This is a genomic window from Streptomyces sp. URMC 127, assembly GCF_051386535.1.
In the GTDB taxonomy this organism is placed as follows: Bacteria; Actinomycetota; Actinomycetes; order Streptomycetales; family Streptomycetaceae; genus Streptomyces.
Genome location: NZ_JBPQTW010000172.1, coordinates 1 through 15,246 on the forward strand (window position 1 = coordinate 1; position 15,246 = coordinate 15,246).

Consider the following 15,246-nt stretch of genomic DNA (forward strand, 5'->3'; position numbering starts at 1 on the left):
CCCCCCCCCCCCCCCCCCCCCCCCCTTCACTGTCTGCGCCTGATGGCGATGAGCGCGATGTCGTCGCCCAGGGAGCCGCCCGCATGGGCGAGCAGGTCCTCGTGGAGGCGCCGCACCAGGCGCCGGGGATCCCGCTCGCCCCACGCGGCCAGCCGCTCGGTGAGCGGGTAGAAGTCGCCGTGGGCGTTGCGGGCCTCGACGGCGCCGTCGGTGTAGAGCAGGAGCAGGGCGCCGTCGGGGAAGCCGAAGGTCACGGCCTCGTAGTCGGCCTCTGTCGTGGCCGTTCCCAGGCCCAGGGGCAGGTAGGGGTCGGGGGTCTGCAGGGGAGTGACCTCGTTGCCGCGCAGCAGCAGCGGGGGCGGGTGGCCGCAGTCGACGACGTGGACGAGGGGCTGGTCGTCGGGGATCTCCAGTACGGCCGCCGTGACGAAGCCTTCCCCGGCGGCGAGGTCGTCGGACGGCTCCTCGGTGTCCCAGTACACGGTGTTGTGCAGGTGCGCGACCAGCCGGGGGAGCGGGGGGAAGCGGTGCGCGGCGGCGCGGAAGGCGCCGAGGAGCAGGGCGGCGTCCCCGACGGCGGCGAAGCCCTTGCCGCGGGAGTCGCCGATCAGCAGCCGGGTGGCGTTCCGGGCGCGGACCGCCGCGTACAGGTCGCCGCCGATCTGCGCCTCGGCCTCGGCCGCCACGTAGGCCGAGGCCAGCTCCAGCGGGCCGATCTGTGCCGGGAGGGGCTTGAGCAGGACCTTCTGGGCCACGTCGGCCACCCAGCGGGCGCGGTCGAGCGCCTGACCGTGCCGTTCGTGGACGGCGCGGAACGCGACGAGGAAGGCGATGGCCAGGAACAGGGCTGCTGTCTGTGTCTGCTGGTCCGCCGTCTGCATGCGGCCGAAGAGGACACCCAGCAGGACCTGGGCGGCGAGGGTCACGACGCCGACCGCCGCGGTCAGCCGTGCGCTGCCGAACGTCGCGGTGAGCGCCGGCGCGGCGACGAGGAGCGGGCCGAGGTGGATGTCCGGGCCGGTCGACAGGTCGACCACCATGATCACGGCGATCAGGCCCAGGGGCGCGGCAAGCAGTGCACGCCGGGGGCGGGAGAGGCGGGACCCTGCCGGCGGGAACTGGATGCGCATGTCCCTTGCTTACCGCCCGCCCCCGCCGTCCGGCCCCTGCGACACGAATCGACACGAATCGATGCAGATCGTCACGGATCGACGGGGACGACGCGGACCCGCCTACGGACCCGGGGGCGGGCCGGTGTCAGACAGCGTCCAGCGCCGGGGCGATGACGGCGAAGGCACGGTCGATCAGCGCGCCGGGGACCTCGGCCCCGTCGCTGCCACTCCACCGGTGCAGCACGGCGTCGAACGAGGACGGGGCCATCCCGGCGGCCAGCCGCGGATAGAGGTCGGTGCCGGGGTCGTATCCCAGGCGGTGCGCCAGTTCCGCCGCCAGGTCGTCGCGCCACTGCGCCTGGCGTTCCAGGAAGCGGGCGTGCAGGGCGGGGTGCGCAGGATCAGCTGCACCACGCGCAGTGCCCTGTCAGAGTGGCTGGCGCACGTGGCGATGGGGACGCCCACGGTGTGCCGCAGCGCTACGGAGGGCCGCTCACCGGCGGAGCGGGCCGCCGGCTCGGTGCGCATGTCGGCGCCCATGCCGGCCAGGAACGGGACCCGGGTGCCGCTCGCGCCCGCGGCGGCCGACGAGGAGACCGCGCGGCGCCTGTGGGAGCTGTCGGAACGGCTGACCGGTGTGCGGTTCGCGCTCCCGGCAGCCGCGGCCTGACCCGGCCGTCCCTCCCCTCCGGATCATCCGTGGGGAGATGCGGTGAGACGTGGTGAGATCCTTCCCGGAGGCGCACCGTTGGCGCCGGTTGACCGTGATACGACCGTGGAGGGCCGAGATGTACGCGATATCCCTGGGTGACGACGGCGCGGAGCTGCGCCCGCTGGAGCCCTGGCAGGCCCGGGAGTTCCTGGACCACGTGGACCGGGGGCGGGAGTTCATCGGGCAGTACAACGGACTGCCCGACGTCGTCACGGACCTGGAGTCGAGCCGGGCGTTCCTGCAGACGTACGCGGAGAAGGCGGCCGCCGACACCGGGCGGCTCTGCGGCATCTGGGCGGACGGCACCCTGGTCGGCGCGGTCTGCCTGCGCACGATGGATACCGAGCAGGGCAACGCCGAGGCGGGCTGCTGGCTGGAGCCGTCGGCGGTCGGCAAGGGGCTGGTGACCCGCGCCGTGCGCGTGATCATCGACTGGGCCGTCGAGGAGCGGGGCATCCACCGCGTGGAGTGGTGGGTCTCCGCGGAGAACGAGCCCAGCAAGGCGGTCGCCCGGCGTCTCGGCATGACGAGGGACGGCGTCCTGCGGGAGAGCTTCCTGTACCGGGGGAAGCGGCACGACGAGGAGATCTGGTCGGTGCTCGCCCCGCAGTGGCGGGAGGCCGCGCGGACCTCTTGAGCCCGGCGGCATGGGCCGCCGCGGTGGGCGGGCGGCACCAGGTCCGTGGCCGTCCGCCGTCCGCCGCTACGGGGCCGGGGGCGAGGTGAGGAACGCGCCGATCTCCCGGGCCACGCTCTCCGGTTCGTCCAGCATGGACAGCACGTACGCGCCCGGTACCTCGGCGTACCGGCCCGCAGGCAGCAGCGCCGCCAGGCGGCGGCCGTGCTCGGGCGGCATGACGCGGTTGGCGGGGGACCACAGCACGAGCGCGTCCCCGGAGAACCGGCGCAGTGCCCCGGTGTCACGGATGAGCGTCTGCTTGTCGAACGGCCCGCGGCAGTAGGCGATCAGGTCGCGCCGGACGGCGGCGTCGTGCAGGAGCGGCTCGGTCCAGCGGCGGACGAGCTCGTCCGGCAGCGGCCGCCGGGCCATCTGCCCGAGCAGGACGGGCAGCCGGCGCAGCCGGGCCACGCACAGCAGGCGGGCCCCGAGCCGGAGCCCGCCGGGAACGCGGGCGGCGAGGGACAGCACCGTGCCGGGCAGGCCGGGCATGAAGTTGCCGAACGCCTCGCACGGCAGGATCACCTGCCGTGCCACGCGCCGGTCCAGCCCGTGGGCGGTGAGCAACAGCGCCCCGCCCCAGTCCGTGTGCACCAGGGTGACGTCGTCGAGCCCGAGCGCGTCGAGGAAGCCGGCGACCAGACGGACCTGCCCGGGCAGCGTGAGATCGGCGCCCGCCCGCATCGGCCGGCGGTGGGCACCGAGCGGCAGGACCGGCCGCACGTACGTGAACCCCTCCGGAAGCAAGGGAAGCACGCGGTCCCACAGCGTGTGGTCCATCAGCAGCCCGTGCAGCAGGACGACCGGCGGGCCCGATCCCACCACGTCGTACTCGACCGTGCCGGCGGATAACTGGGCTTCCCTCATGCACAGCACTGTAAGAGCACCGTCAACGGCTGCCCTCGGCCAAGTGCGCTCCTACGGGCCGGAGATGGCCTGCGCGCCGGGCCCTGCCGTCGCCACGGCGTCCGCCGTTCCTGCGGTGGCAGCGGCCGGGTCCCCCGTTCCCGGCCGGCCGGGCCCGCTACTTGTCGGCGGTCAGCTTGCCCGCAACGCCCCAGCTGTCGGCCGGCACCTCGTGGATCCACACCTGCACGGCCTCGGCCGGGATCTGCAGGGAGTCCACGAAGGCGTCGGTGACCCGGGCCACCAGGTCACGCTTGAGCTCGATGTCACGGGGACCCTGCTGAATGGTGACGACGGGCATGACGGTGCTCCTTCACAGTGGGTCCGGTTCCGGGCAGTGCGGCCGGATCCGGACGGTGGAGGCAGTGCGGCCCCAGGGCCTCCGCCGGCGGTTCCGGCGGTTCTCGCTGCCGTGCACAAGTTCACCGCGCGGGGCCCGTCGCCACCCAGACCCGGATCGCTCTCGCAGCGATCACGATTGCTGATCGCAGCCGGTCGGACGGGAGACGGGAGGGCGAGCGTCGGTCACGGCGTCGTGGAGTACGGCGAGCAGCGCGGAGGAGGCGCCGCTGCGGACGGCCAGTTCGACGGGCAGCCGGAGACCGGGCGCGGCGAAGGGGACGAAGGCGACCCTCGGCAGCGTCATCCGCCGGGCGTTGCCGGCGTAGACGACCGTCCACATCGGCGTTCCCGAGCCGATCGCCGCGAGGGTGTCCTGGAGGGAGCTGCACGCCGGGCCCGGCACGGGCTCGAACCCCGCCTCCCGGCAGCCGTCCAGGACGAGGTCGACCAGCGTCGGGTGGTTCCGGCGCTCGGTCAGGCGCAGCGGCAGCCCCGCGAGCTCGGCGAGGCTCACCGCCGGTCGCCCGGCGAGCGGGTGCCGGGCGGGGATCGCGGCCATCAGCTCGTCCTGCCAGACCACGCGGCGACGTACCTCGGCGCCGTCCCGGGCCGCCGTGCCGGGGGCCGGGGGAGGCGGGGCGGCGCCGCGGACGAAGGCGGCGTCGAGCCTGCCGTCGGCGAGCCGCGCGAGCCGCTCCCGTACCGGCAGCCCCACCAGCTCCACGCGTACGCCCGGCGCGTGCTCCTCGAAGGCGTCCAGGATCCGGTCGAGCCGCTCGCCGAGGCCGGTGATCGTGCCCAGCCGGAAGACGCCGGCACCGCTGCCGGACAGCTCCGCGGCCACCGCCCGGGCGGCGTCCTCCGCCGCCAGCACGGCACGGGCCGCGGGCAGGAAGGCCTGCCCGGCGGCCGTGAGCCGGACCAGCCGGGGAGAGCGGTCGAACAGCTCGGTCTTCAGCTCCCGTTCCAGCCGCCGGATCTGCTGGCTGACGGCCGGCTGGCCGATCACCAGCCGCTCGGCCGCCCGCCCGAAGTGCAGCTCTTCCGCGACGGTCACGAAATAGCGCAGCTGACGCAGCTCCACCGCTCCCCCTTCCGGCCGGCCCGTCCGGTGCCCGGCCCGGACGATCTTGCCGCACCGGCGCGGCGCGGCGGACGGCGGCCCGGCCGCCCTCCGCGCCCGGCTCAAGCCGCCCGCCGCGCCCGGCTCCGGCCGTTCGCCGGGCGCGGCCTGCGGCCGGTGGTCAGGCGAGGGTCACCAGGGTCCGGTACTCCTCGTTCCACAGGTCCTCGTCCGCGTCCGGCAGCAGCAGGACGCGGTCGGGGCGCAGGGCGTCGACGGCGCCCTCGTCGTGGGTGACCATCACGATCGCGCCGGGGTAGGAGCCGACGGCCGCGAGGACCTCGCCGCGGGAGGCGGGGTCGAGGTTGTTCGTCGGCTCGTCCAGCAGCAGGACGTTCGCGCCCGAGTGCACCAGACCGGCCAGCGCCAGCCGGGTCTTCTCGCCGCCCGAGAGGACGCCCGCCGGCTTGTCGGCGTCGGCCCCCGGGAACAGGAACGAGCCCAGGACGTGCCGGGCCTCGCCGTCCGTCAGGTGCGGCGCGGCCGCGGCGAGGTTCTCCCGCACCGTCCGCGCACCGTCCAGGGTGTCGTGCTCCTGGGCGAAGTAGCCCAGCCGCAGGCCGTGTCCGTGCACGACCCGGCCGGCGTCGGGACGCTCCCGGCCCGCGAGGAGGCGCAGCAGCGTGGTCTTGCCCGCGCCGTTGAGGCCGAGGACCACCAGGCGGCTGCCCCGGTCCACGGCGAGGTCCACGCCGGCGAGGACCGGGTGGCCGCCGTAGGACTTGGCCAGGCTGACCGCACCGAGCGGCATCCGCCCGCACGGGGCGGGCTCGGGCAGCCGGATCTTCGCGGTCTTCTCGGCCCGGCGGACCGGTTCGAGCCCGGAGAGGAGGCGGTCGGCCCGGCGTGCCATGCTCCGGGCCGTGACGGCCGTCGCCGAGCGGGCCTTCATCTTGTCCGCCTGGGCGTGCAGGGCGGCCGCCTTGCGTTCGGCACCGGCGCGCTCGCGGGCACGGCGCCGCTCGTCCGTCTCCCGCTGGGCCAGGTACGCGGTCCAGCCGGTGTTGTGGATGTCGATCGTCGCGCGCGTGGCGTCGAGGTGGAAGACGCGGTTGACGACGTCGGCGAGGAGGCCCGTGTCGTGGCTGATGACGACCAGTCCGCCGGTGTGCGCCCGGAGGAAGGCGCGCAGCCAGGTGAGGGAGTCGGCGTCGAGGTGGTTGGTCGGCTCGTCGAGCAGCAGCGTGCCGCCGTGGCCGGCGAACAGGATGCGGGCCAGCTCCACCCGGCGCCGCTGTCCGCCGGAGAGCGTGCCGACGGGCTGGTGCACGACCCGGTCGGGCAGGCCGACCCCGGCCGCCACGCGGGCGGCCTCCGCCTCCGCCGCGTAGCCCCCGCCGGCCTGGAAGGCCGCTTCCGCGCGGGCGTAGGCGTTCATCGCCCGCTCCAGGGCGGCGGGCCCGGAGGCGCCGGACATCGCGGCTTCGGCCTTGCGCAGGTGCCGCAGGGCCCGGTCCAGGCCGCGGGCGGAGAGGATGCGCTCGGTGACGGTCACGGAGGGATCGGCGGCGCGGGAGTCCTGGGCGAGGAATCCGACGGGGCCGGTGGCGGTGACGGTGCCGGCGGCGGGCTCGGCCCGGCCCGCGAGCGCGGTCATCAGCGTGGTCTTGCCGGCGCCGTTGCGGCCGACGAGGCCGATCCGGTCGCCGGGGGAGACGGTGAAGGACACGCCGGACAGCAGGAGGCGCGCGCCTGCGCGCAGCTCGGCATCGCGAACGGTAATCATGGGGTAACGCTCCGAAAGGACTGAAGGACACACTTCTGGCGCGGAAGCGGGTCCTCAGCTAAGAAATCCGGGGCGTAGACATGCCGCCACGGTAACCGCGGCCACGGACGCGGCGCATCTGTTTATTGCGCAGGCGCCCCGTGTCCCGCGTCCCCCACGTCCCCCGGATGCATCCCGCGGCGTCGTGGCGCAGGCTGGAGGCATGTCCGGACTCGCGCGCGTCGTCGTGCACCCGCCGTCGGCCTCGGGCGGCCGGCGGGTGACGGTCGGCGCGGAGAACCTGGGGGTGGCGTACGGCGTCGTGGACGTGATCGAGTTCCTGCGGCGGGCCGGGGTCACACCGGACGACATGCAGCTCGAAGACCCGGACCTGATCGACTGGCGCGGCGGCGGGCCCGCCGTGTGGACGAAGCCCGGGGACAGCTGAGCGAACCGCTGCCGCCCCGATGGGCTTCCGGCGTCACACGCTTTCACGCGTCTCACGAGGGGCCGCTGCCATGGCGATCGACGTTCACGCTCACCTCTGGACGGACGGCTACCTCGACCTGCTGCAGGAGTACGGCAAGACCGACACCGGCACGCAGCGAGGGCTCGGCGCCGGCACCTCGGACGCGGACATCGAGGCACGGTTCGCGCTGATGGACGAGGCGGGCATCACACAGCAGGTGCTGTCGGTGACCCCGCAGTCGCCGCACTTCACCGACCGTGCGCACGCCGTGCGCGCCGCCCGCACGGCCAACGACCTGTACGCGGACGTGGTACGGCGCTGGCCGGACCGCTTCCGCGCCTTCGCGGCGCTGCCGTTCCCGCACACCGACGCCGCGCTGGAGGAACTGGAACGCGCGCTGGACGACCTGGGCATGGCGGGCGCGTGCACGACGACCTCCGTGCTGGGCCGCTCCGTCGCGGACCCGGCCTTCGAGCCGGTCTTCGCCGAACTCGACCGGCGCGGCAGCGTGCTGTACGTCCACCCGGCCGGCACCGGCGCGGAATCGCCCCTCATCGCCGGTCACCGCCTGACCTGGATGATCGGAGCCCCGGTCGAGGACACGGTCGCGGCGATGCACCTGATCCTGGCGGGAGTTCCGACCCGGCTGCGGCGCATGAAGATCGTGATCTCGCACCTGGGCGGGGCCCTGCCCATGGTCCTGAGCAGGGCCGACCACCTGTACGTCCGGGAGGCCCCGGACATCCCCGAGAAGCCCGGCGCCGCGGCGCGCCGCATGTGGTACGACACCGTCGGGCACGGACACGTCCCGGCGCTGTGGGCGGCCGCGGAGTCGCTGGGCGCCGACCGCCTCCTCCTCGGCACCGACTTCCCCTACCAGACCGGCCCCGCCTTCCTGGCCGCCACCGACTACATCCGGCACTCCGGGCTCCCGGAGGAACAGGTGGCGGCGGTCCTCGGCGGAAACGCCGCCGAGGTGATCCCCGCGTAGCAGCCGGCGCAGCAGGGGCTCGGCAGCCGGGGCTCGGCAGCAGGGTCTCGCCGCCGGGGAGAAGCGGCCAGGCGGACAAGCGGCCAGGCGGCTCAGCAGGGGCGCGCGGAGCGGGCCGTGAGGCCGAGGCCCGGGGTGTACGAGCCGGAGCGGAGGACGAACGGCCGGCCGCGGTACGACGGCCGCGGGTAGAGGCACCAGGCCTGCCCGGTGTGGTTCTTCGCGCTGCGGACCGGCGGGTCGAGGCCCGGCGCGGGGCGCTGGAACATTCTCGTCGTGCCCTCGGCGTTGGGCTCCGTCCACGTGCACAGGCCGACGACCGGCGGGCAGATGGGGATCCGCGCCCGGGGCTCGCCCTGCGCCGCGGCCGCCGGCAGCAGGACCGCCGCTCCCACGACCGCGCCGGCGATCACGGACCTCACTGTCTTCCTCGTTGCGGGCCTCATGCCCGTCTCCTCCCTGCTCTGCGCAGCGGGACTGTGTCCGGCTGGTGGCCTTTCCGAGCAGTGGCCCCGCTAAACGGTGAATCCTCCCGGATACTCCGGGTGCTCTCACGCCCCGGTCCGCGCTTTGGGCCGTCGGTGGTAAATGAGCCGGAGATCCTTCCGCGCCTCCCGCGGGGCCGCCCGCGCGACGGTGGACAATCGCCACCACCGCGGCGGCACGACCCACGTACCGCCGCGCGCGTGCGTGCCAGCGATGCCGAGGGGAACCACCGATGGACTCAAGCCGACAGCCGCATCGCCGGGCGATGCTCACCGGCGGTCTCGCGGTCGCCGCCGCGGCCGTGCTCCCGGGGTGCGCGAAGGGCACCGGCGAGGGCCCCGGCAGGGCCGAAGGCGCCGGGAAGGCGGCGGCCGCCGACCTGAAGGCGACGCCCGCGGCCCCGTCCCCGTCACCGCCGCCGCGGCCGGCCACCCCCAAGGAGGCGCTCGCACGGCTGCTGGAGGGCAACAAGCGCTGGGCCGGCGGACACCTCCGGCACCCCGGCCGCGAGCCGGACCGCCGTCAGTTCGCCGCCCAGGCGCAGGAGCCGTACGCGGTGGTCCTCTCCTGCCTCGACTGCCGCGTGCCGCCCGAGCTCCTCTTCGACACCGGCCTCGGCGACCTCTACGTCCTGCGCACCGGCGCACAGGCGACCGGACCGGTGGTCACCGGCTCCGTCCAGTACGGGCCCATGACGACCGGCACCCCGCTGATCGTCGTCCTCGGCCACCAGCGCTGCGGCGCCGCGAAGGCGGCGTACGACGCACTGCGCGACGGCGCCACGCTGCCCGGCAACCTGCAGGCGATCGCCGACGCCGTGCAGCCGGCGTACAAGAAGACCCTCAAGTACCGCGGCCCCGACCCCGCCGACGTCATGGTCCGCGCCCAGGCAGAGCTGACCGCGGCCGAACTGCGCTCCGGCAAGGACCTCTCGCCGCTGGTGAAGAAGGGCGCCCTCGCAGTGGTCAGCGCCTACTACTCGCTCGACACGGGCCGGGCCGAAATCCTCAGCGGCGCCCCCTGAGCCCCCGGCCGGGGCGGAACCCCCGGTCGGTGGGCCCGGCCCTGAGCACGCCCGGCGGGGCCGTGTCCTCCAGGTGGCTGGTCGTCGCGCCGCGGTTCCACGGTGAGGCGCCGCCCCGTGCGTTAGTGTGTGGGCTCGTCGGCTGGCCGACGGGGAAGAGCCCGCCGCGGGACCGGTTCCACGACGGGCAGCCGAAGTCTGGCTCCACGGGGCGTACTGGTGATACGCCCCGCGGGTCAGCCTCTACCGGTCATTACCAGGGCCAGAGCGGTCACGGCTGTCAGCAGCTCCACCCACGGCGTCACTGCTCGGGCCACGCTGCGGACCAGGTTCCAGTCGACCGGCGCTTTCGGCCTTCTGTGCTGCACCATGTGCGCGCCTTTCCTCGGACCACGAGACCCGCCGGCCGGCGGGACCCTGTGAGGGCCCTCGGGGGGGAGCAGCGCCACCAGCCCCGCCCGAGACCCCTGGGTGAGGCCCCGACGTGACAGGTTGACCCGAAGTCAGCGCTGGTACGGCACGAGGTGACTTTATCCGTAAAGCACCCGAATGCGGGGCATTCGGCAGACGAACGTCGGCGAGTCCCCTCCACCGCAGGAGCGGCATCCCGGCCCGGCGGTGCTCATGGCCGGCTGAGCGGCTCGGGTGCGGCTTCGCCGCGCACCGCGGGCGCGGCGTCCGGTCGCCGGGTCGCCGGCAGGTCGCGGGCGCGCCCGACGGGGGAGAAGAGCAGGAGCAGCCCGGCGAGGGGAACGCCCGCCGTGGTGACCCACATGGCGGTGCGCAGGCCGAGGGCGTCGCCGAGCGTTCCGCCGAGCAGTGCGCCCAGCGGGATCGTCCCGTAGTTGAGGAACGCCGTGGTGGCGGTGAGGCGTCCGAGGAGCCCGGGAGGGCAGTAGCGCTGCTGGAAGCCCGCTTTGACGACGTTACCGGCCACGACGCCGGCGGCGACGCAGAAGCCGCCCGCGACGCAGAGCAGGACTCCGGCTCCGCCCGTGGTCAGCGGGATGAGCAGGGCGCCCGCGCCCAGGCCGAGCTCGAAGAGCAGCGTCGCCCGTGCCGTGCCCGCCCGTGCGGCGACCCGGCGCGCGAGGAAGGCCCCGGCGACGCCTCCGCTGCCGGCGGCCGCGACGACGGCGCCGACGGTTCCGGGAGCCAGCCCCACGGTGCGCACCAGGAAGACCACCAGAATCGACTGATAGCCCATCAGGGCCAGGTTGGAGGCGGCGCCGAACAGCGTCAGCGTGCGCAGCCAGGGGTCCTGCGCGACGAGCCGCATGCCCTCGCCGATCTCGCCGGTCAGCGAGCGGGAACGGCGCGCCGGCCGGACGGGGCGCGGCTCGCGGTGCCGTATGCCGGACAGGCACAGGAGGGCCACGAGGAACGTCGTGGCGTTGGCGAACATCCCGTTGACCGCGCCGGCGAACTGCGCGATCAGGCCGCCGGAGCCCTGCCCGGCGATCTGCGCCGCGGACGCGCTGCCGTGCAGCTTGGCGTTGCCCTCGGGCTGGTCGGCGGGTTCCAGGACGCACGGCAGGTAGGCGCTGTAGGCGGTCTGGAAGAACACGGCGGCCGTGCCCGCCAGCAGGGCCACGGCCAGCAGCAGGCCCATGCCGAGCCGCCCGGCCAGGGCGGCGGCCGGCACGCCGGCGAACAGGACGAGGGAGACCGCGGCGGCGGTCATCATCACGGGCCGGCGCCGGCTGCGGTCCACCCAGGCGCCCGCCGGAAGGCCGATGAGGAGCCACGGCGCCCAGGACGCCGCGGTCAGCAGGCCCACCTCGAACGGGCCGGCGTGCAGGTCGGAGACGGCCACGAGCGGCATCGCCACCCCGGTGACGGACGCGCCGAACTTACCGGCGGTCTCGCCGCACCACAGCAACCGGAAGTCCCGGTGCCGCCGCAGGAGACCGCCGCGTACGCCCCGCGTCATGCGGTTCCTCGTTCCTTGCGCGGGAAGGACTGGAGCTGCACGACGACGGGCAGGGCGTCCGGGTCCGGCTCGGCGTCCGCGGCGGGGGTGTGGCGGGCGATGACGGCGATCAGCTCCGCGTTGAGCGCGGCGAGCTGATCCGGCGTCAACCGCAGGTCGCTCCAGTCCATGACCGTGCCGGCGTTGCGCCACCGGTCGTCCCACTCCTCGGTGAAGTAGCGGGTGACCCGGCCGAAGTGCTGCTGCGTCAGTTCGTGCAGGTAGACCGAGAGCGCGCCGCGGCTGCCGGGGTCGTCGCGGAAGTCGGCGGTGTCGAGCCGGTTGGCGACGCGGGTCCTGCGCCACCAGCGTTCCCGTTTCGTGCCCCGTCCGGTCTCCTCCTCGATGAAGCCGTGCTCGGCGAGGTGGCGCAGGTGCCAGCTGACGGTGCCGGTGTTCTCCCCGAGGCGCCGGGCGAGCCCGGTGGCGGTGGCGGGGCCGTCCAGGCTGAGCAACTCGAAGATCTGCATCCGCAGGGGGTGCGCCAGGCCCCGCAGGCTGCGCGCGTCGAGGCGGCGTTCGGGGGCGGCGTGTTCGGGGCTCGCGGGCTGCGGGGCGCACTCGTGATCGAGTTCTTCGGGCATGGCGGCATCGTAGGGTGCAGAGGGTTCTCTGCATAGGTCTCTCTGCAGAGAACCCTCTGCAGAGGGTACCGGCCCGCCGCCCGTCCGCCCGGCGCGCTCATCTCACCCCTCCACCACCGGATAGGGCACGAACGTGCTGCTGTTCTCGTCGACGGCGAGGGCGCGGCCGAGCGGCGGCACGGCCCGCTGCGGGCAGTCGAGGCGTTCGCAGACCCGGCAGCCCATGCCGATGGGCGTGGCGGCGGAGGCGTTGCCCAGGTCGAGTCCGTCGGAGTAGACGAGCCGGCCGGCGTGCCGGATCTCGCAACCGAGGCCGATCGCGAAGGACTTCCCGGGCTCGCCCCAGCCGCCGCGCTGCCGCGTCACGGTGCGGGCGGTCCACAGGTAGCGCTGCCCGTCGGGCATGGCGGCGATCTGCACCTGGATCCGGCCGGGCGCGGCGAAGGCCTCGTAGACGTTCCACAGGGGGCACGTGCCCCCCGCGCGGGAGAAGTGGAAGCCGGTCGCCGACTGCCGCTTGGACATGTTGCCCGCCCGGTCGACGCGGACGAACGAGAAGGGCACGCCCCGCAGCCGCGGCCGCTGGAGGGTGCTCAGCCGGTGGCAGACGGTCTCGTAGCCGACCCCGAAGTGATCGGCGAGCCGCTCGATGTCGTAGCGCATCTCCTCGGCCGTCGCGTGGAAGGCGCGGTACGGCAGGATCAGCGCGGCAGCCACGTAGCTGGCGATGCCGATCCGCGCGAGGGACCACGTGGTGGAGTCCTCGGCGTGGTCCTCCGAGGCGAGCGAGGAGATCTCGCCGGCGAATTCCAGCAGGGCCAGCTGCGTGGCCATCCGGAAGGCCCGCTGGCCGGGGCGCAGCCTGCTGGAGAGGTGCAGCACCCGGCGCGCCGGGTCGTAGTGGTGCAGGCGGGCGGAGTCCGTGGCGAGGTGCACGCCGTGCCGCTCGGTGAGCCGCGCGGCGAGGGCCGTGAGGACGCCGCCGGGGCGGATGCCGAGGCGCGTGGCCAGGTCCTCCGCGGCGAGGTCGAGGTCGTGGAGGTAGTTCCGGCGGCGGTAGAAGAACTCGCGGATCTCCTCGTGCGGCGTGCGCGGCACGGCCGGGTCGGCGCCGCCGCCGCGGCCGTCCGCCGCCTCGGCCAGGCGCTCGGTCAGGGCCTGGTTGCGGCGGCCCAGGTCGAGCAGGACGGCGGCGACGGAGGGCAGCCGGGAGGCGAGCTCGGACAGCTCGGACGGCGAGACGCGGGCCGCGGAGATCTCGTCGGCGAGGGCTTCGCGCAGGTCGGCGAGAACCCGGGCGGTGCCGAGCTCGGAGAAGAAGCCGGGGTCCACGCCGAACGCCTCGGTCAGGCGCAGCAGCACGGGGACGGTCAGCGGCCGCGAGTCGTGCTCCATCTGGTTGAGGTAGCTCGGGGAGACGGCCAGGACGCGGGCGAACTCCGCCTGGCTGAGCCGCCGCTCCTCGCGCAACCGGCGCAGCCGGGCCCCCGCGTACGTCTTGCTCACCGTCGCCTCCTGTCCGTGCGTGTGCCGTTGGGGAGTTGAACCTTCGCAGACTTGGCGGAACGCGGGGAGAAGATTCGCAACAATTGGCAGAAGGCCACCCTTGAGGGCACTCAGTGCCACTGCCAGAGTCGTACCGCAGCCCGCCGGAACCCCTGCGAACCGCTCTTCGCGCACCGGTGAAGGCACGGCGGGTCATGCCATCCGAGGGAGAGCAACTCCCTTCGCAATCTTGACAGTACGTCGGCACAGGACACCGGGAGACGGACATGGCTCAGGTACGGACGGCAGCGGAGGAACTGGCGAAGCGGTGGGCCGCGGACCCCCGCTGGAAGGGCATCGAGCGCACTTACAGCGCGGAGGACGTCGTCCGGCTGTCCGGCAGCGTCCGCGAGGAGCACACCCTCGCCCGGCGCGGCGCCGAACGCCTGTGGCGGCAGCTGCACGAGCGCGACTACGTCCACGCGCTGGGCGCGCTCACCGGCGGCCAGGCCGTCCAGATGGTCAGGGCCGGGCTCCAGGCGATCTACCTCTCCGGCTGGCAGGTCGCCGCCGACGCCAACCAGGCCGGGCACACCTACCCCGACCAGAGCCTGTACCCGGCCAACTCGGTGCCGCAGGTGGTGCGCCGCATCAACAACGCCCTGCTGCGCGCCGACCAGATCGCCACCGCCGAGGGCACGGACACCGCGATCGACTGGCTCGCGCCCGTCGTCGCGGATGCCGAGGCCGGCTTCGGCGGACCGCTCAACGCCTTCGAGCTCACCAAGGCGATGATCGCCGCGGGCGCGGCCGGCATCCACTACGAGGACCAGCTCGCCTCCGAGAAGAAGTGCGGCCACCTGGGCGGCAAGGTCCTCGTCCCGACCGCCCAGCACATCCGCACCCTCAACGCGGCCCGGCTCGCCGCCGACATCGCCGGCGTGCCCACCCTCATCGTCGCCCGCACGGACGCCCTCGCCGCGAACCTGCTGACCAGCGACGTCGACGAGCGCGACGCGCGGTTCTGCACCGGCGAGCGGACCGCCGAGGGCTTCTACCGGGTGCGGGGCGGCATGGCCCCCGTGATCGCCCGCGGCCTGGCCTACGCCCCCTACGCGGACCTCCTCTGGGTGGAGACCGGCACCCCCGACCTGGCCCAGGCCCGCGCCTTCGCCGAGGCCGTCCACGCCGAGCACCCCGGCAAGATGCTCGCCTACAACTGCTCGCCCTCCTTCAACTGGAAGGCCGCCCTGGACGACGATCAGATCGCCAAGTTCCAGCGCGAGCTGGGCGCGATGGGATACCGCTTCCAGTTCATCACCCTGGCCGGTTTCCACTCCCTCAACCACGCCATGTTCGACCTCGCCAAGGGCTACGCCGAGCACGGCATGACGGCCTACGTCGACCTGCAGGAGCGCGAGTTCGCCGCCCAGGCCGACGGCTTCACCGCCGTCAAGCACCAGCGGGAGGTCGGCACCGGCTACTTCGACCTCGTGTCGACCGCCGTCAACCCCGCCTCCTCCACCACCGCGCTCGCCGGCTCCACCGAAGAGGAGCAGTTCCACTAGGAGCGTCCGGCCCCTGCGGGCCGGTCACCCGCCCGCGTACGCCCGCTCACGACCAGGCGGGGGCCGGACGAACCTCCCCGTTCCCGCC

The 15,246-nt window shown here is 74.3% G+C and carries 15 protein-coding genes and 1 pseudogene; 6 read left to right on the forward strand and 10 right to left on the reverse strand.

Features of this window, described 5'->3' with window-relative positions:
* Nucleotides 1-26: 26 nt before the first annotated feature.
* On the reverse strand, nucleotides 27-1,130 hold the full coding sequence (locus tag ACSNOH_RS26455) for a PP2C family protein-serine/threonine phosphatase (RefSeq protein ID WP_436723928.1): 1,104 nt from the start codon (nucleotides 1,128-1,130) through the stop codon (nucleotides 27-29).
* A 127-nt stretch (nucleotides 1,131-1,257) separates the two neighbouring features.
* Nucleotides 1,258-1,670: pseudogene (locus tag ACSNOH_RS26460) on the reverse strand (TetR family transcriptional regulator); the annotation flags it as partial.
* On the opposite strand from ACSNOH_RS26460, the gene ACSNOH_RS26465 reads away from it, so the two are divergent.
* Together ACSNOH_RS26465 and ACSNOH_RS26470 are read left to right on the forward strand one after the other, a co-directional pair.
* Nucleotides 1,651-1,782: a hypothetical protein gene (locus ACSNOH_RS26465; RefSeq protein WP_436723929.1), complete on the forward strand. Its 132-nt coding sequence runs from the start codon at nucleotides 1,651-1,653 to the stop codon at nucleotides 1,780-1,782. The pseudogene ACSNOH_RS26460 and the gene ACSNOH_RS26465 sit on opposite strands and share 20 nt — an antisense overlap.
* A 118-nt stretch (nucleotides 1,783-1,900) precedes the next feature.
* On the forward strand, nucleotides 1,901-2,461 hold the full coding sequence (locus tag ACSNOH_RS26470; RefSeq protein WP_436723930.1) for a GNAT family N-acetyltransferase: 561 nt from the start codon (nucleotides 1,901-1,903) through the stop codon (nucleotides 2,459-2,461).
* 66 nt (nucleotides 2,462-2,527) lie between these two features.
* Here the strand turns inward: ACSNOH_RS26470 and ACSNOH_RS26475 are convergent, their stop codons facing one another.
* From ACSNOH_RS26475 to ACSNOH_RS26490, 4 genes are all read right to left on the reverse strand, one after another.
* Nucleotides 2,528-3,370: an alpha/beta fold hydrolase gene (locus ACSNOH_RS26475; RefSeq protein WP_436723931.1), complete on the reverse strand. Its 843-nt coding sequence runs from the start codon at nucleotides 3,368-3,370 to the stop codon at nucleotides 2,528-2,530.
* Between the two features lie 157 nt (nucleotides 3,371-3,527).
* The gene (gene dmpI, locus ACSNOH_RS26480) at nucleotides 3,528-3,710 is read right to left on the reverse strand and encodes a 4-oxalocrotonate tautomerase DmpI (RefSeq protein ID WP_436723932.1); all 183 of its coding nucleotides are present in this window, start codon (nucleotides 3,708-3,710) and stop codon (nucleotides 3,528-3,530) included.
* A 171-nt stretch (nucleotides 3,711-3,881) separates the two neighbouring features.
* Nucleotides 3,882-4,835, reverse strand: a complete 954-nt coding sequence (locus ACSNOH_RS26485) for a LysR substrate-binding domain-containing protein (RefSeq protein ID WP_436723933.1) — start codon at nucleotides 4,833-4,835, stop codon at nucleotides 3,882-3,884.
* Nucleotides 4,836-4,995: 160 nt separating this feature from the next.
* Complete coding sequence (locus tag ACSNOH_RS26490; RefSeq protein ID WP_436723934.1) at nucleotides 4,996-6,600, reverse strand: ABC-F family ATP-binding cassette domain-containing protein; 1,605 nt, start codon at nucleotides 6,598-6,600, stop codon at nucleotides 4,996-4,998.
* Between the two features lie 202 nt (nucleotides 6,601-6,802).
* On the opposite strand from ACSNOH_RS26490, the gene ACSNOH_RS26495 reads away from it, so the two are divergent.
* Nucleotides 6,803-7,027, forward strand: a complete 225-nt coding sequence (locus tag ACSNOH_RS26495; protein WP_436723935.1) for a hypothetical protein — start codon at nucleotides 6,803-6,805, stop codon at nucleotides 7,025-7,027.
* Nucleotides 7,028-7,097: 70 nt separating this feature from the next.
* On the forward strand, nucleotides 7,098-8,039 hold the full coding sequence (locus ACSNOH_RS26500; protein WP_436723936.1) for an amidohydrolase family protein: 942 nt from the start codon (nucleotides 7,098-7,100) through the stop codon (nucleotides 8,037-8,039).
* 92 nt (nucleotides 8,040-8,131) lie between these two features.
* On the opposite strand, the gene ACSNOH_RS26505 is transcribed toward ACSNOH_RS26500, so the two are convergent.
* On the reverse strand, nucleotides 8,132-8,452 hold the full coding sequence (locus ACSNOH_RS26505) for a peptidase inhibitor family I36 protein (RefSeq protein ID WP_436723937.1): 321 nt from the start codon (nucleotides 8,450-8,452) through the stop codon (nucleotides 8,132-8,134).
* Nucleotides 8,453-8,757: 305 nt separating this feature from the next.
* Between ACSNOH_RS26505 and ACSNOH_RS26510 the strand changes: the two genes are divergently transcribed.
* Nucleotides 8,758-9,549 (forward strand): carbonic anhydrase, encoded by a 792-nt coding sequence (locus ACSNOH_RS26510; protein ID WP_436723938.1) that lies wholly within the window; start codon nucleotides 8,758-8,760, stop codon nucleotides 9,547-9,549.
* 622 nt (nucleotides 9,550-10,171) lie between these two features.
* On the opposite strand, the gene ACSNOH_RS26515 is transcribed toward ACSNOH_RS26510, so the two are convergent.
* From ACSNOH_RS26515 to ACSNOH_RS26525, 3 genes are all read right to left on the reverse strand, one after another.
* Entirely contained in the window at nucleotides 10,172-11,482 is a 1,311-nt protein-coding gene (locus ACSNOH_RS26515; RefSeq protein WP_436723939.1) for an MFS transporter, read from the reverse strand.
* Entirely contained in the window at nucleotides 11,479-12,105 is a 627-nt protein-coding gene (locus ACSNOH_RS26520; protein WP_436723940.1) for a helix-turn-helix domain-containing protein, read from the reverse strand. Before ACSNOH_RS26520 ends, ACSNOH_RS26515 begins: the two co-directional genes overlap by 4 nt.
* Nucleotides 12,106-12,207: 102 nt before the next feature.
* Nucleotides 12,208-13,611, reverse strand: coding sequence for a short-chain fatty acyl-CoA regulator family protein (locus ACSNOH_RS26525; RefSeq protein WP_436723941.1), 1,404 nt, complete (start codon nucleotides 13,609-13,611; stop codon nucleotides 12,208-12,210).
* A 266-nt stretch (nucleotides 13,612-13,877) separates the two neighbouring features.
* Here ACSNOH_RS26525 and aceA point away from each other — a divergent pair, with 266 nt between their 5' ends.
* On the forward strand, nucleotides 13,878-15,158 hold the full coding sequence (gene aceA / locus ACSNOH_RS26530) for an isocitrate lyase (protein WP_436723942.1): 1,281 nt from the start codon (nucleotides 13,878-13,880) through the stop codon (nucleotides 15,156-15,158).
* The last annotated feature ends 88 nt before the right edge of the window (nucleotides 15,159-15,246 follow it).